Genomic DNA, 25,051 nt, shown 5'->3' with positions numbered 1-25,051 from the left:
GCCATGAGCGAGCTGGACCTTGGTACGCCCCAAGAGGTGTGGAACGACCTGCAGGAGGGCAACGATCGCTTCGCCACGATGCGCTGTCGCCACCCGCATCGCGATGAGGCTCGCCGGCAGGAACTTCTGACCGGGCAGTCACCCAAAGCCGTCATCTTGGGCTGCGGTGACTCCCGTGTGCCTGCCGAGATCGTGTTCGACGTAGGCCTCGGCGACCTCTTCGTCGTTCGTAATGCCGGTGCAGTCATCGGCACCAGCATCCTCGGATCGATCGAGTTCGCGGTCGGCTCGCTGCACGTTCCCCTGGTGATGGTCATGGGCCACGAGAGCTGCGGCGCGATCGCCGGAGCCATCGCGGCCGCCGACCCGGCACAGCCGACGCCTCCCGGCTACTTTCTCGAAGAGCTGCTGCACCGCATCAAACCGGCGGTCACCCAAGCCGAGCGCGACGGCGATGCCTCCCCGCGACACATCGGCGAGCTGCAGGTCGAGAACACGGTGCAGGCGATCATGGAGCGTTCTGAACTCGTCGCCGCTGCAGTGACCCGGGGCGAGACCGCCGTCGTCGGCGCCATCTACGATCTGAGCACCTCACGCGTGCGGCCCATCACCGCTCGCGGCCTCGACATCGGACAGACAACCGCGAGCAACGCCGGACGCGAACTGTCGCACTGACCCCCGCCGCATCCACCTCGAAGCTGCACGTGCAACGCAGCACAGAACAGAAAGAAAGGCTGTAACAGTGACCGAATACCGCATCGAGCACGACACCATGGGAGAGGTCCGGGTTCCTGCTGACGCGCTCTACGGCGCGCAGACGCAGCGAGCCGTCGAGAACTTCCCGATCTCGGGAACCGGACTGGAGCACCGGCACATCGCCGCGCTGGCGCACATCAAGAAGGCCGCAGCCCTGGCGAACGCCGAACTCGGCATCCTCGACCGTGACATCGCTCAGGCGATCGCCGACGCCGCTGACAAGGTCGTCACCGGCGAGTACGACCAGCACTTCCCGATCGACGTGTACCAGACGGGGTCGGGCACTTCGTCGAACATGAACACCAACGAGGTGCTGGCCACGCTCGCGTCGCAGGCACTCGGCAAGCCCGTGCACCCGAACGACAACGTGAACGCCTCGCAGTCGTCGAACGATGTGTTCCCGACCTCGGTGCACGTGGCCGTCACCGGCGCGCTGCTCGAAGACCTCATTCCGTCGCTCGACGAGCTCGCTCGCTCGCTCGAAGCGAAGCGCGACGAATGGAAGGACGTCGTCAAGGCCGGCCGCACCCACCTGATGGATGCCACTCCGGTCACCGTCGGTCAGGAGTTCGGCGGCTACGCACGTCAGATCCGTCTGGGCATCGAGCGCGTCGAGGCCGCTCTGCCACGCGTCGCAGAGGTGCCGCTCGGCGGCACGGCTACCGGCACCGGCATCAACACGCCCAAGGGCTTTCCGCAGAAGGTCATCGAGCTGCTGCGCGAAGACACCGGGCTGCCCATCACCGAGGCGAAAGACCACTTCGAGGCTCAGGGAGCACGTGACGCACTGGTCGAGGCGTCGGGCGCGCTGCGCACCATCGCCGTCAGCCTGATCAAGATTCAGAACGATCTGCGCTGGGCGTCATCAGGCCCCAACACCGGTCTGGGCGAGCTGCACCTGCCCGATCTGCAGCCCGGCTCATCGATCATGCCAGGCAAGGTCAACCCGGTGATTCCCGAGGCGGTGCTGCAGGTCGCCTCGCGCGTCATCGGCAACGACACGGTTGCGACTTGGGCTGGCGCCTCGGGCAACTTCGAGCTCAACGTGCAGATTCCGGTGATCGCCAATGCCCTGCTGGAGTCGATCCGTCTGCTCACGAACTCGACGCACCTGCTCGCGGTCAAGACCGTCGACGGCATCAAGGTCAACGTCGAGCGTGCTCGCCAGCTGGCAGAGTCGTCGCCGTCGATCGTCACGCCGCTGAACCGTGTGATCGGCTATGAGAACGCAGCGAAGATCGCCAAGTACGCCGTGGCCAATAAGGTCACCGTGCGTGAGGCGACCATCGCTCTCGGCTTCGTCGAGCGCGGCGAGATCACCGAAGAGCAGCTTGACAAGGCCCTCGACGTGCTGTCGATGACCTCGCCCAACCTCTGATTCACACGCTTCCTGCGGGGAGTGGCCGGCGCCTGATCGGGCGCTGACCACTCCCCGTTTTCTGTGCACGGCACTTCCCTCGATCACGGCTCATTCTGATCAGCCCGGATCTGATGTTCAGAGCGTGCTGAGCATCTCTTCTTCACAGGCCGACAGCTCGGTAAGATGGCGCAGCCGATGACGCAGCCGTTGGCGCAGCGACTCGACGCGATCACGAGCTATGCAGCATCAGATGCAGGCAACATGGACGTCGCTCAGAGTTCACCAGAGCGTCATGCGGTCACACCCCGAATGAACCGGTCTCGCGGCCGTTCTGCTTGTAGGCTCAAGGCAACCGATCACCCGATCGGCGCGGGTAGGGCCTCCCCTCCCGAAAGGAAGGCAGCGGCCCCTCACGCATCAGTCGTCTGAGGAGTCAACGTGGCCACTACATCCCACCGCAGCGAGTCGACCAGCGCGACCGTCGAAGGCGGGCAGACCATCGCATCCGCACACCGCGTGCAGGCATCGAACCGGAATGCCGATCGTGCCGCCCACGGCAGAACGGACAACGCCCCCAGCGAGTTCGCCGCAGCCGATCACACAGAGCTGAATGGCACGGGGCAGCGCACGTACGTGATCGACACGTCGGTGCTGATCAGCGATCCCGACGCGATCTTCCGGTTCGCCGAGCACGAAGTGGTGATTCCGATCGTGGTCGTGACCGAGCTGGAGGGCAAACGGCACGACCCCGAGCTCGGATACTACGCGCGTCGGGCGCTGCGCAATCTCGACGATCTGCGCAGTGAACACGAACGCCTCGACTTTGCCGTGCCCATCGGCGACGAGGGCGGGTCGCTGCGCGTCGAGCTGAACCATTCCAGCATGGCAGCGCTGCCAAGCGGGTTTCAGAGCAGCGGGTCGACGAACGACTCGCGCATACTGGCGGTCGCACAGAATCTGTCGATCGAGGGCTGCGACGTCGTGGTGGTGTCGAAAGACATGCCGATGCGGGTGAAGGCGTCGGCGCTGGGTCTTGCAGCCGACGAGTATCGCGCCGAGCAGGTCGTCGACACGGGATGGACTGGACTCGCCGAGCTGCACATGACCGATGATCAGATGTCGGCGCTGTACAACGAGGATCGGGTCGATCTGGAAGGCACAGAGGGTCTGCCAGTGAACACGGGGCTGGTGCTGTCGTCGGCACGCGGGTCGGGTCTCGGGCGCCTGCTTGCCGACGGGCAGGTCAAGATGGTGTCGGGCGACCGCGACGTCTTCGGGCTGCACGGGCGCAGCGCGGAGCAGCGGCTGGCGATCGATCTGCTGCTCGATCCGAGCGTGGGCATCGTGTCGCTCGGCGGCCGGGCGGGTACGGGCAAGTCGGCGCTGGCGCTGTGCGCGGGGCTGGAGGCTGTGCTCGAGCGCGAGCAGCACCGCAAAGTGATGGTGTTTCGGCCGCTGTATGCGGTCGGCGGGCAGGAGCTCGGGTACCTGCCGGGAGATCGCGACGAGAAGATGAACCCGTGGGGCCAGGCGGTGTTCGACACACTCAGCGCCGTGGTGTCGCCGCAGGTGCTTGACGAGATCGTGGCGCGCGAGCTCGTCGAGGTGCTGCCGCTGACGCATATTCGCGGGCGGTCGCTGCACGACGCGTTCGTGATCGTGGACGAAGCGCAGTCGCTTGAGCGCAACGTGCTGCTGACAGTGCTCAGTCGCATCGGGCAGAACTCACGTGTGGTGCTGACGCACGACGTGAATCAGCGCGACAATCTGCGGGTCGGCCGGCACGACGGTATCACCTCGGTGGTCGAGAAGCTGAAGGGGCACCCGCTCTTCGGACATGTGACGCTGACGCGCAGCGAGCGCAGCGAGATCGCGGGCCTGGTGACCGAGGTGCTCGGGGATTTCTAGCCTGGCCCCGGGGAGCAGGTGCGTCAAGCAGGAGCAGGTGTGCCGTATGGGAGCACTCATACGGTGAGAAGCGCTCCTCCTCAACACATCTGCTCCTGCTGGGCCAAGCGACGTGGCCTCGACCCGTGTTCGACAGCAAGTGCCACCATGGCCGGTCTCAGGGTCTGGTCTGGTGAGAGAGATTGATGCCGCGCTGATCGCACCTGTGCGGATGCCGGGTCACCAACGTCGCATCGGCGCCCGGAGAACTCGGTGCACTCGCACTCTGCACAACCTGCAGATGCCGCGTAGGCGTCCACATCAGACGTGCTCCCCAACGCCTGCGTGCGAGATGAGGGCAATGTGGTTTCATGCAAGACCTACTCGCTCTGGTACCTACCGGCGTCGTCCAAGTGCGCTGGCTCCTTCAACAAGGCGTTTCACGCGCAGACGTCGCGCGAGCACGACGGCAGGGACTCATTAGAACCATCCGCAGAGGTTGGGTGCAGACTGTTCCAGCGCCAGATCCTCACGTCCTCAGAGCCGTGTCCCTTGGCGGTCTTCTCAGTGGCCCGCACGCGCTGTCCCGCTGGGGCGGTCGGATTCCTCCCGACGCCTACGGTCATGTTGTGCAGGTGAGTCACACGGCACCCGTCAGGCGCGAGCGCCTCCACACCCACTACGTACACCGCGCAGCCATGCCAGAAGCTCCATTTGGAATCGTTCCTTGGCCGCAGGCTCTCCAACACACACTGAAGCGGCTTGAGCTTGCAGATGCGGTTGCCGTCGTAGACGGACTCCTACACACCGCCCGCAACAGCAAGCTGCCTGCGAATTCGGCACTGAGAGAAGACCAGATTCGCGTGGAGCTTTCACGGACTCCGAACGGACGACAGGTGTTGGCCTTCAGCGATGCAGACTCCGAATCAATCATCGAGTCATTCCCACGCGTCCGGCTGAGGATTCTCGGCTATGACGTCAAGATCCAGGTTCGGCTGCCGAGTCGTGAACGGCTTGACCTGCTCATCGAAGGGGTCGTCTCGCTCGAAGCGGATGGCCGGGGCCATGCCGAACCAGGACGATATGTCCAAGATCACGCCAAGGCTGCGCGATCTGCTCAGCTTGGAATCATTCCGCTGCGGTTTACCTTTGCGCAGATCATCTATGACTGGGATCTAGTGCTCAGCAGCATCGAGAACCTGCTCGCGCGGTTCTGTCCTGAAAAGCTGAGGCCACGAGTTCCACAGACCGTTTGAGCGCACGACTGGGGTCTCTGAAGATGAGTCTCCACGAGGACAGACAGTCTCACCGTCGTCCCAGCTCTGCCACAGGTATTCGTCCTTCTCCCCAGCTTTTGGTGTCGGCACTCGCCTTTGCAGCAAATTTGCGTTCCGAACAGGAGCAACGGAGCAACTCAGAGCAGTTGTGTCGAGCAGGAGCATTCAGCTCAAGTGGGAGCATCGCAGTCACGAAACTTGCTCCTGTGCGATGCATCTGCTCCTGCATGGCAGGGAGGCTGGGCACAGATGCTCCTGCACGGCTCAGGCGACCGGCCAGGTGCTCCTGCTGACAACGCAGCCAGCCCAACGCCTTCGCTCCACACCGGCTAGACTTGACCCTCGTGGCGCTGACAATCGGAATCGTGGGACTGCCCAACGTAGGCAAGTCGACCCTCTTCAATGCACTGACCAAGAACACCGTTCTCGCGGCGAACTACCCGTTCGCGACGATCGAGCCGAACGTGGGCGTGGTCAACCTGCCCGATAAGCGGCTCGACCGCCTCGCCGAGATCTTCCAGAGCGAGAAGCTCGTACCCGCGCCGGTGTCGTTCGTCGACATCGCCGGCATCGTCAAGGGCGCCAGCGAAGGCGAAGGGCTCGGCAACCAGTTCCTCGCCAACATCCGCGAAGCAGACGCGATCGCCCTCGTGAGCCGCGGCTTCAGCGACCCCGACGTCGTGCATGTCGACGGCAGCGTCGATGCGAAGCGCGACATCGAGACCATCCTCACCGAGCTCGTGCTCGCCGATCTCCAGACCCTCGAAAAGGCGATCACGCGCTACGAGAAAGAGGTCAAGGGCAAGAAGATCGACAAGTCGGTGCTCGACGCGGCACTTGCCGCGAAGGCACACCTCGACAAGGGTGAACCCCTCTCGACGGCCAAAGACATCGACCTCGACGAGATCAAAGAGCTCGGCCTGCTCACTTCGAAGCCCATCGTCTACGTGTTCAACGTCGACGAGGCCGTGCTCACCGATGACGCCAAGCGGGCCGAGCTCGAGGCAGTCGTCGCACCGGCCAAGGCCATCCTGCTCGACGCCCAGATGGAGAGCGAGCTCATCGACCTCTCCGCCGAAGAGGCAAACGAGCTGCTGGCCACGATCGGCCAGGACGAGAGCGGCCTCGACCAGCTCGCCCGCATCGGCTTCCAGGCGCTCGGCCTGCAGACCTATCTGACGGCTGGCCCGAAAGAGGCCCGAGCCTGGACGATCCACCAGGGCTGGACGGCCCCGCAGGCCGCCGGCGTGATCCACACCGACTTCGAAAAGGGCTTCATCAAGGCCGAGATCGTCTCGTTCGGCGACCTCGACGCTGCAGGTTCCATGCATGAGGCGAAGGCCGAGGGCAAGGTGCGCATGGAGGGCAAAGACTACGTGATGCAAGACGGCGACGTGGTCGAGTTCCGCTTCAACGTCTAGTCTGCCGACGCAACGGCGGATGCGCGACTCGGCTCCGCGTCATCGACATCAGTCCGCAGAGTGACGCAGTCTGTCTACCGTCCGCACCTGCTCTACCTGACGCACGGTCACGTACCGATGGCCGAGCACGTCAGAGTCGAACGCGAGTCCCACAGGATCATCGACGTAGACCTTCGCGTGGAACGACCATGCTGGGTCAGTCTCGCGGCGCGGCGAGAGCTTCCAGACAACCCGTGCTCGACCCCGTTCCCGATCCCGGCACCGTTGTCTGTGCCCAAGGCACTGGTGCCCAGCGCATCGGCCGCTGCCGGAGGCCCGGTCCCTGCGACTGCGACGAAGATCGACGACGTACACAGCGATGGCTGTACCGTCATCAAGACGCCGAGCGACCACAAGGGCGGTGTCTTCAGTACGGCGTATTCCGGTTGAGGTTTGGGACTCGAACACGGGACACGATGCTTTTCATGGCGTGCTAGAGCGTCCGCGTCTTCTAGGCTGATCCGAGAGTCGTCGGAAGACTTCTGGCGTCTTTCAGGGGTCTGGCGTGGCATGAGCTTCGGCACTCACAGTCGAAAGAAAGCCGTTTGCGAAGCGCCGAGTATCACCGCCTCGACATCGGGTCTACCGACTCGCATCGCGCAGAGCGTGACCGAGGCACGGCACGGCCCCAACACGCGACACGCGGCACAGAACACAGAACACAGAACACAGAACACAGAACACAGAACAGGATCGACATGGCTGAGACACCGGCAGGCTGGTACGACGACGGCACGGGCAAGAACCGATGGTGGGATGGGTACCGTTGGGCTGAAGCCCTGCGTCCGGATGCACACGCGGACGCGCCAGCGCCCCACCACGAGATCGAGCCCTCAGCGGCGTCGCTGGTTCAGCCGACCCATGCCGCCACCCCGCCCAACTACGTAGTGTTGCAGGTCATTCTTCGCGAGAAGCTCTGGGGCACGGGCTCGGGCAACCTCACAGAGCTAGAAAAGGCGATCAACGCACAGGCGGCGAAAGGCTATCGGCTGCACACCATCACAACGGCGTCGTCTGGATCGAAAGGACTCGGTGGAGGTGACCGCATCCAGGCGACGATGGTCTTCGAACAGCTGTGCTGAAGCCTCGAACGCGGTCAGCTGAACGGTCGGCTCTGCCTGCCTCAGACAGGTCGAGTTTCCCGACCCAAGCAGGTCGAGATTCTGACCTCAAACCCATCGAGGTTCGGCGCGCCGCCCAACAGGTCGAATTTCGACTCCCTCAGCTGAGCGCATTTCGGCAGTCCCCTTTCCCAGCCACGTGGACCGGGCTTCGGCACAGATCGGTCGCAGCGAATTCGTGGGTTCGGTTTCGAAACTGATTGGCTTCGTTTTACTACAGCGTTAGCCTCCGACCATGAGCACACCCACACCAGAATCCACATCACCCACAACGTCCACCACACCCGCACGCGCACCAGCACGTACCGCACCCGCACGCACGATGACCGCACGCACGCAGGCAGCAGTGCCAACAGCCACACCGTCAGACGTCACCGCGGCAGTCGCAGCCGCACGCGCAGCATTCGAGTCAGGCTCCACCAAGTCTCTGGCCTCCCGCCGACGAAACGTCAGCGCCGTGCGCCGACTGCTCGAAGAGCACCGCAGCGAATTCGAAGCAGCGCTCTTCGCCGACCTGCACAAAGGCCGCCGCGAAGCCGGCATCACAGAGATCGACGTCACGATCGGAGAGGCCGCACACGCACAGAAACACCTGCGCCGCTGGATGGCCCCGAAGTCGATCAGCGCCGGCCCCCTCATCTGGCCGGCATCAGCCAGGATCGTGCCAGAGCCCCTCGGGGTCATCCTGGTGATGTCGCCGTGGAACTACCCGGTGAACCTCACGCTCGACCCGCTCGTCGGGGTGCTCGCGGCCGGCAACGCAGCAGTGCTCGTGCCGAGCCCCGACGCGCCGCACACCGCCGAGACGCTTGCGCGGCTGATCCCCCAGTACTTCCCCGACGGCGCGGTGCACGTGCTGCTCGGCGCCGTCGACGTCGCCCAGAACGCGCTCAAAGAGCGCTTCGACCACATCGTCTTCACCGGCTCGGGTCGCGTCGGCAGAATCGTCATGGAGGCCGCTGCCCAGAACCTCACCCCGGTGACGCTCGAGCTCGGCGGCAAGTCGCCGGTCTGGGTCGACGACGACCGGCAGCTCAGGGCGGTGACCCGCCGACTGGCCTGGGCGAAGTTCACCAACGCCGGCCAGACCTGCGTCGCGCCAGACTATGTGCTGACGACACCCGATCACGTGCAACCACTGGTCGCCGCCCTGCGCGAGGCGGTCGCCGACGTCTGGGGCGCAGACCCCGCCGCAGGCCGGGAATACGGGCGCATCGCCTCTGAGCGCCACTTCGATCGACTCGCCGCAATGCTCGAAGAGGGCAACGTCGAGTTCGGCGGGCGCACCGACCGTGACGATCTCTACATCGAGCCGACCGTTGTGACGTTCCCGAACCTCGACGAGGCGGTGATCGGCGACGACGCCCCGTTCCAGCTGCTGCGCGAAGAGATCTTCGGCCCGATCCTGCCTATTCTGACCGCGTCCTCCAAAGAGGAGGCCGCCCGCGTCATCAACGCCTGGGACAAGCCCCTCGCGCTCTACGTCTTCGGCGACGCGGCCACACGCGCCTACTTCGCTCAGCACACCTCGTCCGGGGCTCAAGTGAACGGTGCGGCCATCGTGCACGCAGGCATCGGCGCACTGCCGTTCGGCGGTGTCGGCGCCAGCGGCATGGGCGCCTACCACGGCGTGCACTCGTTCCGCCGGTTCTCGCATCTGAAACCGGTGCTCACCAAACCGCTGCGTCCCGACACCCTGAGTCTGCTGAATCCGGGCACGAGCGATCGCCTGCTCAACCTGGTCGGAAGGCTGCAGCGCCGTGGCTGAGCCGCCACGCCTCTGAAAGACGGGGTCGGTAGACTGCTGCTATGTCCGCCTTCGTGCAGTCCGCTGCGGCGCCTGCAGTGCGCATTCGGCCGTATTCTTCGGCGGATGCCGCCGCGACCCGTGAGGTCTTCTCGCGTGCCGTGAGAATCACCGCCGGTTCGCGCTACACCCCAGAGCAGCGAACAGCCTGGGCGGCAGGCGGCGGTTCTGTGCACCGCTGGAATGCCGATCGCACGGCACATCACACGCTGGTCGCGGTCGCAGCCGATTCCGGCGCTGATGACGAGAGCCAGAAGGGGCTCATGGCCGTCGCCGACCCCGGTGTGGCATCCCCGACCCCAGTCGAACATGTCGTCGGATACGTCGACTTTCGCGACTCAGGCTACGTCGACCACCTCTTCGTCGACCCCGACCATGGCAGGCAGGGCATCGCCACCCGGTTGCTGGCCGCGGCAATCGCGAGCGCCCGGGATCACGGCGCCGCCGAACTCACCTCTCACGTGAGTCTGGTCGCGATTCCGGTCTTCGAGCGGCAGGGGTTCACCGTCGTGCACTATGAGCAGGTCATGCTGCGCGGGCAGCACTTCGACCGCGCCCTGATGCGCCTCGATCTCAAGGGCTGATCGGCTCGGACACCAGCCAGGCCGACACCGTGGGCCAGGCTTCGCATTCGCATCCGCATCCGCTCCGTCGTCGCGCCCGCTCTTTCTGCACACATCCGCACGCACACAGATACTGCCGTCGCCAACATGCGTCGCGGCGCATACTCTCTCTGCACGACCGATGCAATGGCCATCTCGGCGATATACGAATCACCGCCTGACGCCTCGTGTCCGTGGCAATGGGTAGGGTGATGCATGACCGGAAGCACCGTGGCCTCCGCGTGCTCGCTGTGGCCCGGTGTCAGACTACTGAGTGATTCAGAACGATTCAGAGTGATCCAGGAGGAACACGTGAACGGCGAAGCCACGACGACCCCCACCCACTTCGACGAAGAGGCACAGGGCACCGACACCGAAGCGCGCGACAGCGTGCTCGCCGAGGCTCGAAAGATCCTCACGCAGGGCACGTCTGACGCTCCGACGCTCGACGCCGTGAACGACCTCGCCGATCTGCTCTCCAGGTACACTCGTGCGCTCGGCGACCAGGATGTGACCTCGATCGGAGGCGCGCTGCTTGCCGAGGTCGTCCAAGACCATCTCGACCTCGCATCCACTCGCGCCCACGGTGAGTCGCTGGTGCGCTTCACCAGCCCGGCCGCTCCCGATTCAGACGGACAGCTCAGCGGCGCGCTGCTCATCGTGACGCCAGACAAGCCGTTCATCGTCGACTCTGTGCTCGCCGAGCTCGGCCGGCAGCACATCGATGTGCACGCGGTGGTGCACCCGACGTTCGTCGTCACGCGCGACTCCGACGGCCAGGTCGTGTCGGTGATCAGCCCGCCCACGGCCACCGCCCGCACCGAGTCTTTCGTGCTGCCGCAGCCTGGCCACGAAGTCACCGTCGAATCGTGGGTCTATGTCAGCACCGAGCTGATCGCGCACGACGACGTGCGGCAGGCCCTCGTTCAGGCGATCGAGAAGGTCATGGCCGATGTGACGCTGGTCAACGACGACTGGCCGCTCATGCGAGCGCAGGCTCAGCGCATCAGCGCCGAGCTGCGGGCCGCTCCCCCGCTCGGGCTCGAAGAGAGCTCCGCACAGGCCTCGCGATTCCTCGAGTGGCTCGACGACGACAACTTCACCTTCTTCGGCTATCAGGAGTACGACCTCGTCACCGTCGACGGCAACGACGCCCTGCAGCGGGTCACCGGCACCGGGCTCGGCCTCTTCCGCCCCCGCGACGGCGCCGCGACCCCGAAGTCGGTCACCGCGTCATCCGCCGCTGCGCCGAAGCCTCTGCTGCGCAAGAACCTCGAGAAGGCCCGCGAGCGCGATGTGCTCATCATCACCAAGGCCAACTCTCGGTCGACGGTGCACCGCGATGCATTCCTCGACTACATCGGCGTCAAGCGCTTCGACGCGTTCGGCCGGGTCGACGGCGAGCGCCGCTTTCTCGGCCTGTTCACGCTGACCAGCTACACGCAGTCGGTGCTGAGCATCCCGGTCGTCGCCGACAAGGTGCAGAACGTGCTCGAACGTAGCGGCTTTCGCACCGACAGCCACAACGGCCGCGATGTGCTCGCCCTGCTCGAGACATACCCCCGCGACGAGCTGTTCCAGGCCGACACAGACACGCTGCGACACAACGTGCTGATTCTGCGGCAGGTCGCCGAACGGCGGCGCAGCTGGGTGTTCCTTCGCACCGACCCCTATGAGCGGTTCGTGACGGCACTCGTCTATCTGCCTCGCGACGCGTTCAACACGCAGGTGCGTCTGGGCATCTCAGACCTGCTTCAGCAGACCTACCATGCTGCCTATGTCGAGCACGAGTCGCGTATGTCCGACTCGGCGCTGGCGCGACTCTACTTCGTCGCACGTCTGAAACCGGGCGAGCTGCTGCCCGACGCCGACATCGATGCTCTGCACGCGCGCATCATCGGACTCACCCGCACCTGGCACGATCAGCTCGCCGAGCTGGTGGCGAGCCGGTCGGGTCAGATCGCCGCGGCGTCCGTCGCCCGGCAGCTGCGGCAGGCGTTCCCCGACAGCTATCGCGAGGCCTTCACACCAGCTGAAGCGCTGGCAGATCTGCCACATCTGTACGCGGTCGCATCGCCCGAGTCGGCGCTGCCGGGCGCGCTGAGCACGGCGCCCGCAGCCGTGACGGCAAAGCCGGCGGATGCTTCGGCCGAGACCTCGCCGACCTCCATCTTCGAGGCCGAGGGCGTCGTTCGCACACCGGCGCCGAGCGCCATCGCGCATGCCGACCGGCTCTCCCTGCGGCTGTATCGAGACGATGACGGCGAAGCGCACGTGAAAGTCTTTCACGACGAGCCGATCGCGCTGTCAGAGGTGCTGCCGATCTTCACGAACCTCGGTGTCGAGGTCGTCAACGAACACCCATTCGTGGTACAGACCGGCCCGGGCCACTCTCCGGTCTACGTGCACGACTACGGGGTGCGCGCAGCTGACACTCTTGACAGCCTCGCGGCCGACTTCGTCGAGGCGTTCGCGGCGGCCTGGCTGGGCTGGGTCGAGTCCGACCCGCTCGACCGCCTGGTCACCACCACTCGTGCGACCTGGCGTGAGGTCAGCGTACTGCGCGCCTACGTGCGCTACCTGCGACAGATCGGGCTCGCCTACTCGACGACGTTCATCGCCAGAACCCTCGTCGACCACGCCGACATCACACTGGCTCTCGTCGAGCTGTTCGAGCAGTCGTTCGACCCGGCCGTCGGCGGCACGATCGACGAGCGCCGCGAACGCGTGCTCGCCATCCAGACCGACATCGAACAGGCGCTGACGAAGATCACCAGCCTCGACATCGACACGGTACTGCGCCGACTCACCGAAGCGGTGATCGCCACGGTGCGCACCAGCGCATATCAGTTCGCCGCCGACGGATCGCCCAAGCCGCAGATCACCTTCAAGATCGAGCCTCGGCGCATCAGCGGCGTGCCTCAGCCGGTGCCGCTCTTCGAGCTCTGGGTCTACTCCCCCGAGGTCGAGGGCGTGCACCTGCGCTTCGGCCAGGTCGCCCGCGGCGGTCTGCGCTGGTCAGATCGGCGCGAAGACTTTCGCACCGAGGTGCTCGGCCTGGTCAAGGCGCAGGTCGTCAAGAACGCTGTCATCGTGCCTACGGGCGCCAAGGGCGGCTTCTACCCGAAGCGTCTGCCCGACCCGAGCGTCGACCGCGGCGCGTGGATGTCAGCTGGCCAAGACGCCTACCGACTGTTCATCAGCGGCATGCTCGACGTCACCGACAACCGCGACCTGGCGGCAGGCACGGTCACGCATCCAGAAGCCGTGGTCGCGTACGATCCCGACGACCCGTATCTGGTCGTCGCCGCAGACAAAGGCACCGCCCGCTTCTCAGACACTGCGAACGAGATCGCCGTCGCCTACGGGTTCTGGCTGCAGGATGCCTTCGCGTCAGGCGGCTCGCACGGCTACGACCACAAAACGATGGGCATCACCGCCCGCGGAGCCTGGACCTCGGTCGAGCGGCACTTCCGCGAGCTCGGCGTCGACGTGGCAACCGACCCTTTCACCGCGGTCGGCATCGGAGACATGTCTGGCGACGTGTTCGGCAACGGGCTGCTGCGCAGCCACAGCATCCGTCTTGTCGCAGCGTTCGACCACCGCGACATCTTCCTCGACCCGCAGCCTGACGCCGAGGCGGCCTGGAACGAGCGTCTGCGCCTCTTCGAGAAGCCCGGCTCGTCGTGGGCCGACTACAGCCCCGAACTGATCAGTGAGGGCGGCGGCGTCTACTCGCGGGCGTCGAAGGCGGTGCCGATCTCCCCTGAGGTCGCAGCGGCGCTGGGGCTCGACCGCGACGGCGAGGCCCCGGCCACGCTCACGCCAAACGAGCTGATCATGGCGGTGCTGACCGCGCCGACCGATCTGCTCTACAACGGCGGCATCGGCACATATGTCAAAGCCAGCAGCGAATCAGACGCAGAGATCGGCGACCGGGCCAACGACGCGATCCGCGTCGACGGGCGCGACCTGCGCGTGCGAGTCGTCGGCGAAGGCGGCAACCTGGGGTTCAGCCAGGCCGGGCGCGTCGAGGCAGCCGAGCATGGCATCCGGCTGAACACCGACGCCATCGACAACTCGGCCGGCGTCGACACGTCAGACCGCGAGGTGAACCTCAAGATTCTGCTCGCGTCGCCGCAGGCAGACGGCCATGTGCTCACCTTCGACGAGCGCAACGAGCTGCTCTCGTCGATGACCGACGAAGTCGCGCAGCTGGTGCTCACCGACAACTACCGGCAGAACCGCGCACTCGGCCTCGAGCGCGATCGTGGTGAGCTGATGCCCTCGTACCAGCGGCTGGTCGCTGCCTGGGAGGCCAGCGGTGTGCTCGATCGCGCCCTCGAATACCTGCCAGAAGACAGCGAGTTCGATCGACGCATCGCCGCCGGTGAGGGGCTCACCTCGCCTGAGCTCGCGATCGTGCTCTCGTACGCCAAGATCACGCTGAAGCATGCGATTCTCGAGTCGAGCGTGCCTGACGAACCGTGGACAGACCAGCTGCTGCGCGAGTACTTTCCGCCCGAGGTGGTCACCCGCTATGGCGAGGCGCTCGAACGGCATCCGCTGGCGCGCGAGATCAAGGCCACGACTCTGGCCAACGACATCGTCGACCACGGTGGCGTGCAGTTCGTGTTCAGCGTGATCGAAGAGACCAGCGACGACCCGGCGCAGGTGGTGCGGGCGTGGGCGGTCATTCGTGAGGCGTTCGAGGTCGACACCGTCTTCGGCGACATCGCGGCCACCGACAACGCCGTCTCGACCGAAACGCAGGACGGCATGCTGATCCGCTTCAAACGGGCACTCGGCCGCGGCGTTCGGCTGCTGCTCGAAACGCACAGCGAGCGACTCGACGTGCCGCAGCTGCGCGAGCGATACGTGCGGCCGCTGGCCCGGCTGCGCAGCGAGCTGCCGGCTCTGCATCACGGTGAGCACGAGCAACGCACCGAGGCCGGCCTGGTCGATGCCGGGGTGCCGGCCGCCGTCGCCGAGCGCAGCGCATTCGCTCTCGAAGAGGTGCATCTCATCGGTGTGGTCGACCTGGTCGACGAGGCGCAGGCTTCGCCCTCGGCGGCGGATGCCACAGGCGGGTCCGACGCGTCGGACGCGGCACTCGAACACGCGGCAGCAGTCGAGTTCCTGGCGTTGCGCCGGTACCACCTCGAGCAGCTGCTGCAGCTGGTCAGCCGTCTGCCACGACACGACCTGTGGCAGACGCTCGCACGCTCGTCGCTGCGCCAAGACGTCTACGGGGTGCTGCGCCAGATCACGGGCAGCGCTCTGCAGACGGTCGAGGCGTCGCAGCACGGCGACCAGCGTGACACCGCCTCAGCTCGGCTCGATGCATGGGAGGCGCAGCATGCCGGCACCATCGACCGTGTGCGGGCGCTGGCGAACCGGCTCTCCGAGGCTCCCACCGGAGACGCCTCGCCGCTCGTGGTGGCGCTGCGGCTGCTGCGCACCGTGCTGTGAGCCGAGGGGCCGTGGTCACACCGTCACAAGGTAGATCGCCACGGCGTGGCAGGCGAAGGCCAGCACCGTGAACGAGTGGAACACCTCGTGGAACCCGAACACCTTCGGAAACGGATTCGGCTTCTTCAGCGCATAGACCACGGCCCCAATGCTGTACAGCAGACCGCCCACGATCACGAGGATCATCGTCGCCGGGTTCGCCCGGTAGAACGCCGGCACGTACATGACGGCGCCCCAGCCCAGAAGCAGGTAGATCACCACATAGAGCCAGCGGGGCGCGCCGATCCAGAACACCCTGAAGAGGATGCCGGCGAGCGCCGCGCTCCAGACGATCAGCAGCAGCGTTCTCGCCTGCGTCGGCGGCAGCGTCATCGTTGCGAGCGGCGTGTACGTACCTGCGATCAGCAGCAGGATGTTCGAGTGGTCGATGCGTTTGAGCACCAGCTTCACTCGCGGCCCCCAGTTGAAGATGTGATAGACCGCCGAATTGCCGAAGAGCATGATCGACGAGGCCATGTAGACGGCGCAGGCCAGCTTCGGCCACAGGCCATGCGCCAAGGTGATCAGCACGATGCCGCTGGCCAGCGCCAACGGAAAGCTCACTGCATGCAGCCACCCGCGCAGCATGGGTTTGTCGCCACGGATCTCGCGGGTGACCTCGGTGATCGGCAGGTGCGGCAGTCGCGGCTCCTCGGCCTGAACAGCACGCTCGACCTCCTGCTCAGTGCCATTGACGGCAGCGCACTCAGCCGGCCGAGCACCGGCAGGCTCTGCTCGAATCAGGCTCTCGGCATCCGCCGCAGAGCCCTCAGCCGCGGCCCTCGCACCCGACGCACCCTGCGCGTTCCCCGCATCAGCCCCCACACCCTGCCCCCGTGTCTGGTCGCTCATGGGCCACAGTTTACTCGCGAGCGGATCAGCGACCAGCCCGCGACCGCCTGCAATTGGGTATCGTTGGGGGAGTGTCCAGTACCGCACATCGCACCCCTCTGCTGTATCGCATCTACGAGCGTCGTCTTGAGAAGCAGCTGAGGCAGCAGACTCCTCCGCAGCATGTGGCGGTGATTCTGGACGGCAACCGTCGCTGGGCGCAGAAGCAGAACTCCCAGGCGGCGACCGGGCATCGCGCCGGAGCCGCCGTGATCCGAGAGTTCCTCGGGTGGTGTGACGGGCTCGGCATCGGCATCGTGACGCTGTATCTGCTGTCGACCGACAATCTCAGCCACCGCGGAACCGACGAGCTCACCCAGCTGATACAGATCATCATCGATCTCACCGACGAGATCTCGCGCTGCAGCGACTGGCGCATTCATCATGTGGGCAGCATCGACGATCTGCCGCGTGAGCTGGTCGAGGCGCTGCAGTCGGCCGAGGCGCGCACTGCCGACGCCACCGGTATGCAGGTGAATCTCGCGGTCGGCTACGGCGGTCGCCGTGAGATTGTGGATGCGGTGCGCCTGGCCGCCCGTGACTGGGAAGATCAGGGGCGGTCGCTGGCGCAGTTCGCCGCGAAGGTCAGCGAGAGCGAGATCGCGAGCCATCTCTACACGGGCAGCCAGCCCGACCCCGACCTGATTCTGCGCACCTCTGGAGAGCAGCGGCTGAGTGACTTTCTGCTCTGGCAGGCGGCACACAGCGAGTTCTACTTCGCTGACGTGCTGTGGCCCGATTTTCGCCGGGTCGACTTCTTGCGCGCGCTGCGGGCGTATGCCCTGCGGCAGCGACGCTTCGGCAGCTGATCGGTCGCTCTGGCCGGCGGCCTGGTTGGCCGGAGGGTCGGATGGCCGGATGGCGCCTAGGCTGCCCCGACGGTCGGAATGGCCAGTACGGCGGGAATGGCCAGTACGGCAGGATAGCCAGTACGGCAGGATAGCCAGTACGGCAGGATAGCCAGTACGGCAGGATAGCCAGTACGGTGGCACATCCATCCGCCTCAAATGACGCCCCAGTGACGCCCCACAGCATCCAGCCGCCTCAAATGACGCCCCACAGCATCCAGACATGGAACTTGGCATGCCTCGATCACGCTGACAGACATTTGGGACGGCTCGATGAGTCTGGCCAACACCTGGGACGGGCGGATGCAGCAGGACAGGAATCAGCTGGAGCGAACGCGGCCGAACAACGGGGAGCAGTCGGAGGCTTAGCCGCAGCACAATAGCAACAGCCGGGCCTTCAGCGGGCAGAGCAGCGACGAAGACCCGCCACCGCTGCAACAGCCTCGCACCTGCCGACCGCAGCCCCACTACTGAGCACCACAACCGCCCAGGCCAAAGCCAGGTCAGACGCCCCTAGCCGCGGTTCCTGCGCTTGGCCTCGCGGCGGGCAGCACGAGCCTCGAACTTGGCGTCGCGCTCGGCGATCTGCCGCTTCTTACGCTCGAACGGATCAACCGGCTCATCGTCTTCGTCGAGTCCTTCGGGGAACTCCTCTTCGACCACGCCGTACTTCTCTGCCAGCTCGACTCGAGCCTCGCGCCGGTAGCGCATGCGTCGCAGTCGCCGAACCAGGTCGAAGACCAGAAGAGCCACGAGTATGGCGATGACGAAGATCGCGAAGAATGCGCCCGGACCGGCGCCGATCTGCTGCTGATCCTGCTGAGGCTGGTCAGTCGGCGACGGCGAGGGGCTGGTCTCTGTCTCGGCACTCCAAGCGTCAGCGATCGGCAGAGCCGAAGTCACGGTTTCAGGCAGCACAGTCATGGTCTCTAGTCTCTCACGGTTGGGGCACGATCAATCTGTCACGCTGCAGCGCCTTAAGCGCCTCAAGCGCCTGCAGCACCATCGACTCCGGCAGCGGCATCGCTCGCCGCACCAGCACCAGCACCAGCACCAGCACCAGCACCCACGACGCCATCACCATCATCCACGACACCGGCAAAGAGGTCGTGCTCGGGAATCGCGGTCGGCACCCGCGAGTCGACCAGCTGGTAATCCTCGTGGGGCCACACCCGTCGCTGAAGGTCGTTGGGCAGAAAGAAGAACGGGCTGTCTGGCGCGACCTGACTCTCATGCGAGCGCAGCGCCGCATCGCGCGTCTCGAAGCACTCCCCGCACTCCACCTGGGTCGTGACCTTGAGCGGCCGTGCCCGAAACAGCTCCGCGACCTCGCCGACCCGAGCGGCGGCCGCAGCCCGCTCGTCAGCCTCAGCGGTTCGCTCGACGGCGCCATCGCCTCCCTCGCAGCCGTTCGAACTGCTGCTGCAGGTCTCGCCGATGTCAGCGGCCATCGCCGCGTGCACCGCCTGAAAGCGCTGGTAGTTCTGGATGCGGTCGTAGTACAGCTTCTGCACCTGCCACGCCGGCCCGAGATCCGGGTGCACGGTAGCATCGGCAGCCGCGCGCAGCGCGTGCACGCTCACCTCATGGCAGCGAATGTGGTCGGGGTGCGGGTAGCCGCCGTTCTCGTCGTAGGTGATGAGCACGTGGGGGCGGATGCGACGGATCGCCCGAATGAGCGGCTGCACGGTGAGCTCGATGGGCAGAGATGCGAATGAGAGCGGCGGCACCGTCTCGCCGGGGTCAGGCAGACCGCTGTCACGGTAGCCGAGCCAGATGTGGTCGACACCGAGGATGTCGCGGGCAGCCGCCATCTCGGTGTGGCGCAGACCGGCGATGTCACGTTGGGCCCACGCAATGCGACGCAGGTCCGGGTTGAGTACCGAGCCGCTCTCACCGCCGGTGCAGCTGACCACCGTGACGCTGGCTCCGGCCTGCACATAGTGTGCGAATGTGGCTGCCCCTTTACTCGACTCGTCGTCGGGATGCGCGTGCACGGCCATCAGGCGAAGTGTCACTGGCGGGCCTCCTCAGCTGCGTTTGCGCACTGGGCGGGGCGTGCGCGTCCGTCGCCGGATGCATCGTCACTCGCGTGCGCAGACTCAAGTGTAATCAGAGTGGTCGGCTGCGATCGCTCCCGACGTGTCTGCCCAGCATCGCTCCCGACGTGTCTGACTCGCACTGACACAGATAGACTCAAGCGGAGTGACTGTCGAGACAAGGTGAGGGTCAGAGCATGAGTGCAGGCAACAGTGCGATGCTGCAGGAGCGCTACGGCCGGGCTCCCCGTCGGCTGAGTCGCCGCGGCTGGATCTGGCTCGGCTCGGCGCTCATCGTGCTCTCGATCATTGCGCTCGCCTGGTTCTCTGCATCGCAGCCGATGGCCTCGGTGCAGGCTAAGACGACGACGTCGGCGATCGACGATCACGGCAATGCGAACGTGCGGTTCACGCTCAACGTCGCCCCAGGCACCACGACGCGCTGTGCGGTCGACGCCCGCGGCGAAGGCCAGAGTCAGGTCGGGTGGAAGTACGTCGACGTGCCGGCAGCTGACGCACAGAGCCGCACCATCGAGGTCACCGTGAAGACCGTGCAGCCGGCCATGGCCGGTTCGGTCGACAGCTGCTGGATCGTCTGACCCGCCGTTCGCAGCCTGCACGAGCGGCCACTCCTTGTCAGAGGGTGGGGGTACAATTGGCCTTTAGTCATCTGAGGAGAGTGCAATGGCTGATCAGCAAGAGGGAACCTGGCTGACGCAGGAGGCATACGACCGCCTGCACGAAGAGCTCGACCATCTGCGCGGCCCCTGGCGCCGCGACATCGCGAAGCGCATCGAAGAGGCGCGCGAAGAGGGCGACCTTCGAGAGAACGGCGGCTATCATGCTGCCAAAGACGAGCAGGGCAAGTTCGAGGGGCGCATTCGCGAACTCGAGGCGCTGCTGCACAACGCGCAGGTCGGCACCGTCGAGGTAGAAGACGGCCGCGCCGCGCGTGGAACCGTCGTCACAGCCAACGTCGCCGGTCGCGAGCTGCGCTTTCTGCTCGGCAACCGTGAGATCGCCAGCGGCGACATCAAGGTCTTCAGCGAAGCGAGCCCCCTGGGCGGCGCTGTTGTGAATCACAAGGCCGGCGAGACCGTCTCGTACGAGGCCCCCAACGGCAAGACCATGCAGGTCGAGATCGTCTCGGTCGAGACCTACTCAGGCGAGTAGGCTCACCGCACGATCTGCGGGTCGTACCCGATCTCGCGCAGACTGTTGAGCACCTGCTGCAGGTGCTCCTCACCCTTCGTCTCGACCGAAATCTGCAGTTCGACCGCACCGATGTCGAAGCCCTTGCCGTGCCGCGTGTGCAGCACTTCGACCACGTTCGCATCCTGGCCGGCCACATGCTCCGAGATGATCTGCAGCTGCCCCGGCCGGTCAGGCAGCATCACTGAGATGGTGGCGTAGCGCGACAGCTCGACCAGACCGTACTGGATGATCTGCTGCAGCAGCAGCGGGTCGATGTTGCCGCCTGATGCGATCGCAACGGTCGTTCCGGCGCTGTGCACCTTGCCCGCGAGAATCGCCGCGGGGGCAGCCGCACCCGCCGGCTCGACGACGAGCTTCGCGCGCTCGAGCATCAGCACGATGGCCCGCGCGATCTCTTCATCGCGCACCGTCACGATCTCGTCGACGAGATCGCGGATGATCTCGAAGTTCAATGTTCCCGGACGCCCGACCGCGATGCCGTCAGCGATGCTCGGATGCACCGGTACGGTCACGGGGTGCCCCGCGTCGAGCGAGGGCAGATACGAGCTGGCGCGGTCTGACTGCACCCCCACCACACGGATGCGATGGCCGAGCAGCTGCGCCTTCTGCTTCACCGCTGCGGCGACGCCCGAGATGAGGCCTCCCCCGCCGATCGGCACGACGACGGTCTCGACGTCGGGCTGCTGGTCGAGAATCTCGAGCCCGATCGTTCCGGCGCCGGCGATCACTCTCGGGTCGTCGTACGGCGGGATGAACGTGGCACCGGTCTCGGCGCTGAACGCCTTGGCCGCGGCCAGGGTGCGGTCGAAGATGTCGCCTTCGAGCACCACTTCGGCTCCGTAGCGCCGGGTGGCCTGCAGCTTGGGCAGCGCCACGCCGATCGGCATGAAGATCGTCGCTTTAATGCCCAGCTCACGAGCCGCCATCGCGACGCCCTGCGCGTGGTTGCCCGCCGAAGCCGCGACGACTCCGTGGGCACGCTCTTCGTCCGTCAGCGAGAGCAGCTTGGTGTACGCTCCGCGCACTTTGTAGGCTCCGGTGCGCTGCAGGTTCTCGCATTTGATGAACACCTCGTGACCGAGCTCGGCCCCCAAAGCCTTCGACCGCTCGATCGGAGTGATCTTGGCGATCTGCGAGACGTTGGCGCGTGCTCGTTCAATCTCTTGCAGCGAAGGTGCCGCGGCGAGTCCTGTTGGTGTGGTCATGTGAAGTTCTTCTGCTTTCGTGCGATTTCACCGGTCACACGCGGCACCGTGTGCAGATGGTCTGAACCATGCATGCAATGCTGCGACGTTCCCAGAATACCGGCCGGTCGGTTCGTAGGCAGGCGCAGCAGCCGACTGCGTCTGCGAGGAGGCTTGGTGCGGGCTGGCGCAGGGCGCTCAGCCCTTGGTAATTCTCGGCCCGTCGCCGTTCTCGTCTGCCGGCCCGTCTTCATTCGAGGTGCCCGCATCGTGGGCGTCTGCAGCGACGGATGCCCCATCGCTGAGCCCGTTGGCTACAGCCGCTGCGACCACGGCTGCGTCTTTCTTCGCCGCATGCGGACCGGTGAACGACGACCTGCCAGAGTTGTCATCGATGGTCAGCTGCACGCCTTGGGCGAAGAGATCGGTCTCCCAGTCACGGTCGCCGAAGTAGTTGACGATGCGGTTCGTCACCGCGACGAAGGGAACCGCGAAGAGCGCACCAGGAATGCCGGCGAGCATCGTGCCGATCGCCACAGAGAGCACCACGCCGAGCGGGTGTACCTTGACCGCATTGCCCATGATCAGCGGCTGCATCACGTGGCTCTCGAGCTGCTGCACCGCGATGACGACAGCGAGCATGATGAACGCGATGATCCATCCCTTGTAGACCAAGGCCACGACGCAGACCAGAATGCCTGAGACGATCGCGCCGACGAAGGGCACGAACGATCCCATGAACACCAGAATCGACAGTGGCACCACCATGGGCAGACCAAGGATCGCGGCACCGATGCCGATGCCGACCGCGTCGCAGGCGGCCACCAGAATCTGCACGCGCACATAGCTCGACAGCGTGCGCCAGCCCGCGTGGCCGGCACCGGAGACCGCCGCGCGCACTCGCGTCGGCACCAGGCGCATGGCCCAGAAGAAGATGGTTCGCCCGTCGGCGAGAAAGAAGATCAGCGAGAAGAGCACAAGCAGCACACCGGTGGCGATGTGCCCGGCCGTGGTGCCCACCGAGAGTGCGCCGCTGACGATCGCGTGGCTGTCCTGCTGCGCCGAATGCCACAGCCCGCCGAGGTAGTTGTTGATGTCGTCTTCGGTGATGTGTAGCGGCGAGTCGAGCAGAAAGGTCTTGAGTTCGCGGTAGGCGTTCTCTGAGTGCTCTATCAGCCCGTTCAGGCCGCGGCTGAGCTGGGTGGCGATCGTCCAGAACAGCCCGGCGACGATGGCCAGAAAGCCGAGTTCGACCAGTGCCACCGCAAGCCAGAGATGCATGCCGTGCCGGCGCAGCCAGAGCACGAGCGGGCGCAGCAGCGAGGCGAAGAGCACGGCGACCACCACGGGGATCACCACGAGTCTGATCTGCACGACCGTCCAGACGATCAGTGCGACAGCAGCCACGATGATGATCACCCGCCAGCTCCAGCCGGCGGCGATGCGCACGCCCAAGGGCACGAACTCGCTCTCGCGATCCGACGACCGGTCTCGACCTGAGTCTGCTGACATGCTCAGTATTCTAGTCGTGCGCGCAGACACCACCGTGCCACACGCGACCCTTCACAGCGCAGTGACATGCCACGCGGCCGTCAGCCGCGCAGCGAGGTGAGCGAGGCATCCGACAGCGAACGTCTGCGGGCGGCCTTGGGACGATCGGTCATCTCACCGACATAGAGCCAGCCCAGCAGCTGTTCGTGCTCGCCCAAGCCATGGAGCTCACGCACGGCAGCCTCTTCGACGACGCGCCCGGTGCGCCAGAAAGAACCCCATCCTTCGGCCTGCAGCAGCAGCTGCAGCCCGTGCACGACCTCGACGGCCACCGCGAGCTGCTCCCACTGCGGCACCTTGTAGTACTTGTCAGCGCGGTAGCTGCCGACCACCGCGATCAGCAGGGGCGCACGCAGCGGCTTCGTGCTCGGGTGCTTGTCACCGTGAGCCTCGCTCATCGCAGCACCCAGCCGGGAGCGCTCGTCGCCGCGCAGCGTGATCATGCGCCACGGGCGCAGCCCGGAGTGATCGGCAGCATTGCCTGCCGATTTCAGATACTGGCGCAGCTGCTTGTCGCTGGGTGCCCGCTCGCCCACGCGTGGCTGCGATGCCCGCGCGCGCAGAGTCTTTGCCAGCCGCTTGCCGTCTTTGGTTCGAAAGCTCATGCTCTCAGCCTAGCGGCGCCAAGAGTGCCTGCACGCTCCGCCTCACTTCGCGCGGGCGTAGCGGTTCGCTGCGTCGGCCACGAGGTTGTTGTACTCGACGCCGCGGTTGTACCCGTCGATCGCCGCGATCCAGCCAGAGCCGCTGCTGAGGTCGTAGCCGTCGGCGCAGAGATACGCCGCAGCGGTCAGAGACGCGTCGTCGATGTTCTGTGGGTCGGCGACACCGTCACCACTGCCGTCGACGCCGTGCTGCTTCCACGTCTGCGGAATGAACTGCATCGGCCCCACCGCCCGATCGTGCGCGGCGTCGCCGTCGAGCGTGCCGCCGTCGGTGTCGGCGATGGCCGCGACGCCTGAGCCATCGAGTGCGACGCCCACGATGGTGGGTGCGGCGACACCATCCGGGCCGATCGAGCCGCCGTCGAGGGTGCCGTGGTGGCTTTCGACCTGGCCGATCGCGGCGATCGTGTTCCACCCCAGCCGACACGACGGGTACTGCTGCTTTGCCCGGATCGTCGCCCCGGCATATGCCCGCATCGCCCGTTCTGGAATGCCGGTCTTGGTCGCGATGCGCTGGGCCCAGGCCGCATCGGCGAGCTGTGAGATGCCTCCAACACGCAATGGGGATGCCCCGCTCGTTGCCGCTTCGTCCGCTGCGGCGTCGGCGCCGTGTTCCGATGCGTCGAGGTCTGTGGAAGCTGCCTCATTCTGCGACTGCGCCTGTGCCTCGGTCGCGCCGCCGGTCGACACCATGCCTGTGGCTGCCGCGCCGATCACGAGCCCGAGGGCGACGACTCCTGCCACGCCTGCGGTCACTGCGCCGCCGAGCAGCGCGCGCTCTCCGCGCGAGAGCAGTCCGATGCGCTGCCTCAGGCCGCCGCTGCGCTCACGGTTGCGCCTCGCGCGACGCGTCTCGACCACGGCATCCTTCTCCACA

Annotated in this window: 19 protein-coding genes; 12 read left to right on the top strand and 7 right to left on the bottom strand. The window is 65.8% G+C overall.

Annotated elements, in window-relative coordinates:
- Window positions 1-3: 3 nt before the first annotated feature.
- The 9 genes from F8O08_RS04750 (at window position 4) to F8O08_RS04710 (ending at window position 15,742) form a co-directional block, all read left to right on the top strand.
- The gene (locus F8O08_RS04750) at window positions 4-675 is read left to right on the top strand and encodes a carbonic anhydrase (RefSeq protein ID WP_158042724.1); all 672 of its coding nucleotides are present in this window, start codon (window positions 4-6) and stop codon (window positions 673-675) included.
- 67 nt (window positions 676-742) lie between these two features.
- Window positions 743-2,134 (top strand): class II fumarate hydratase, encoded by a 1,392-nt coding sequence (locus F8O08_RS04745; protein ID WP_225733576.1) that lies wholly within the window; start codon window positions 743-745, stop codon window positions 2,132-2,134.
- A 588-nt stretch (window positions 2,135-2,722) separates the two neighbouring features.
- The gene (locus F8O08_RS04740; protein ID WP_225733295.1) at window positions 2,723-4,024 is read left to right on the top strand and encodes a PhoH family protein; all 1,302 of its coding nucleotides are present in this window, start codon (window positions 2,723-2,725) and stop codon (window positions 4,022-4,024) included.
- A 677-nt stretch (window positions 4,025-4,701) separates the two neighbouring features.
- Window positions 4,702-5,259 (top strand): hypothetical protein, encoded by a 558-nt coding sequence (locus F8O08_RS04735; RefSeq protein WP_158042723.1) that lies wholly within the window; start codon window positions 4,702-4,704, stop codon window positions 5,257-5,259.
- A gap of 365 nt (window positions 5,260-5,624) precedes the next feature.
- The gene (gene ychF / locus F8O08_RS04730; RefSeq protein WP_158042722.1) at window positions 5,625-6,701 is read left to right on the top strand and encodes a redox-regulated ATPase YchF; all 1,077 of its coding nucleotides are present in this window, start codon (window positions 5,625-5,627) and stop codon (window positions 6,699-6,701) included.
- A gap of 737 nt (window positions 6,702-7,438) precedes the next feature.
- Complete coding sequence (locus tag F8O08_RS10955; RefSeq protein ID WP_158037263.1) at window positions 7,439-7,822, top strand: DUF4177 domain-containing protein; 384 nt, start codon at window positions 7,439-7,441, stop codon at window positions 7,820-7,822.
- 274 nt (window positions 7,823-8,096) lie between these two features.
- Window positions 8,097-9,629 carry an aldehyde dehydrogenase family protein gene (locus F8O08_RS04720; protein ID WP_225733575.1) on the top strand — a complete coding sequence of 511 codons (1,533 nt, stop codon included), beginning with the start codon at window positions 8,097-8,099 and terminating at the stop codon, window positions 9,627-9,629.
- Between the two features lie 41 nt (window positions 9,630-9,670).
- Window positions 9,671-10,252: a GNAT family N-acetyltransferase gene (locus F8O08_RS04715; RefSeq protein ID WP_158042721.1), complete on the top strand. Its 582-nt coding sequence runs from the start codon at window positions 9,671-9,673 to the stop codon at window positions 10,250-10,252.
- 330 nt (window positions 10,253-10,582) lie between these two features.
- Window positions 10,583-15,742 carry an NAD-glutamate dehydrogenase gene (locus F8O08_RS04710; RefSeq protein ID WP_192497717.1) on the top strand — a complete coding sequence of 1,720 codons (5,160 nt, stop codon included), beginning with the start codon at window positions 10,583-10,585 and terminating at the stop codon, window positions 15,740-15,742.
- A 15-nt stretch (window positions 15,743-15,757) separates the two neighbouring features.
- Here the strand turns inward: F8O08_RS04710 and trhA are convergent, their stop codons facing one another.
- Window positions 15,758-16,369, bottom strand: coding sequence for a PAQR family membrane homeostasis protein TrhA (gene trhA, locus F8O08_RS04705; protein WP_158032164.1), 612 nt, complete (start codon window positions 16,367-16,369; stop codon window positions 15,758-15,760).
- Between the two features lie 335 nt (window positions 16,370-16,704).
- On the opposite strand from trhA, the gene F8O08_RS04700 reads away from it, so the two are divergent.
- Window positions 16,705-17,481, top strand: coding sequence for an isoprenyl transferase (locus tag F8O08_RS04700; RefSeq protein WP_158032088.1), 777 nt, complete (start codon window positions 16,705-16,707; stop codon window positions 17,479-17,481).
- A gap of 552 nt (window positions 17,482-18,033) precedes the next feature.
- On the opposite strand, the gene F8O08_RS04695 is transcribed toward F8O08_RS04700, so the two are convergent.
- Together F8O08_RS04695 and mca are read right to left on the bottom strand one after the other, a co-directional pair.
- Window positions 18,034-18,444 carry a hypothetical protein gene (locus F8O08_RS04695; RefSeq protein ID WP_158032089.1) on the bottom strand — a complete coding sequence of 137 codons (411 nt, stop codon included), beginning with the start codon at window positions 18,442-18,444 and terminating at the stop codon, window positions 18,034-18,036.
- 62 nt (window positions 18,445-18,506) lie between these two features.
- The gene (gene mca / locus F8O08_RS04690; RefSeq protein WP_225733574.1) at window positions 18,507-19,538 is read right to left on the bottom strand and encodes a mycothiol conjugate amidase Mca; all 1,032 of its coding nucleotides are present in this window, start codon (window positions 19,536-19,538) and stop codon (window positions 18,507-18,509) included.
- 218 nt (window positions 19,539-19,756) lie between these two features.
- On the opposite strand from mca, the gene F8O08_RS04685 reads away from it, so the two are divergent.
- Together F8O08_RS04685 and greA are read left to right on the top strand one after the other, a co-directional pair.
- The gene (locus tag F8O08_RS04685; protein WP_158037258.1) at window positions 19,757-20,158 is read left to right on the top strand and encodes a DUF4307 domain-containing protein; all 402 of its coding nucleotides are present in this window, start codon (window positions 19,757-19,759) and stop codon (window positions 20,156-20,158) included.
- 85 nt (window positions 20,159-20,243) lie between these two features.
- Window positions 20,244-20,732 (top strand): transcription elongation factor GreA, encoded by a 489-nt coding sequence (gene greA, locus F8O08_RS04680; protein ID WP_158032091.1) that lies wholly within the window; start codon window positions 20,244-20,246, stop codon window positions 20,730-20,732.
- A 2-nt stretch (window positions 20,733-20,734) separates the two neighbouring features.
- On the opposite strand, the gene ilvA is transcribed toward greA, so the two are convergent.
- From ilvA to F8O08_RS04660, 4 genes are all read right to left on the bottom strand, one after another.
- Window positions 20,735-21,979, bottom strand: coding sequence for a threonine ammonia-lyase (gene ilvA, locus F8O08_RS04675; protein WP_158037257.1), 1,245 nt, complete (start codon window positions 21,977-21,979; stop codon window positions 20,735-20,737).
- Window positions 21,980-22,156: 177 nt separating this feature from the next.
- Window positions 22,157-23,470: an AI-2E family transporter gene (locus F8O08_RS04670; RefSeq protein ID WP_158042719.1), complete on the bottom strand. Its 1,314-nt coding sequence runs from the start codon at window positions 23,468-23,470 to the stop codon at window positions 22,157-22,159.
- 80 nt (window positions 23,471-23,550) lie between these two features.
- Entirely contained in the window at window positions 23,551-24,114 is a 564-nt protein-coding gene (locus F8O08_RS04665) for a nitroreductase family protein (protein WP_158042718.1), read from the bottom strand.
- 42 nt (window positions 24,115-24,156) lie between these two features.
- Complete coding sequence (locus F8O08_RS04660) at window positions 24,157-25,050, bottom strand: lytic transglycosylase domain-containing protein (protein ID WP_225733573.1); 894 nt, start codon at window positions 25,048-25,050, stop codon at window positions 24,157-24,159.
- Window position 25,051: the final 1 nt, after the last annotated feature.

The organism is Pseudoclavibacter sp. CFCC 13611, from assembly GCF_008831225.1.
Lineage (GTDB): Bacteria > Actinomycetota > Actinomycetes > Actinomycetales > Microbacteriaceae > Pseudoclavibacter_A.
The sequence above is the reverse complement of the archived record's forward strand: the minus strand, read 5'-3'. Positions and strand labels throughout refer to the sequence as shown.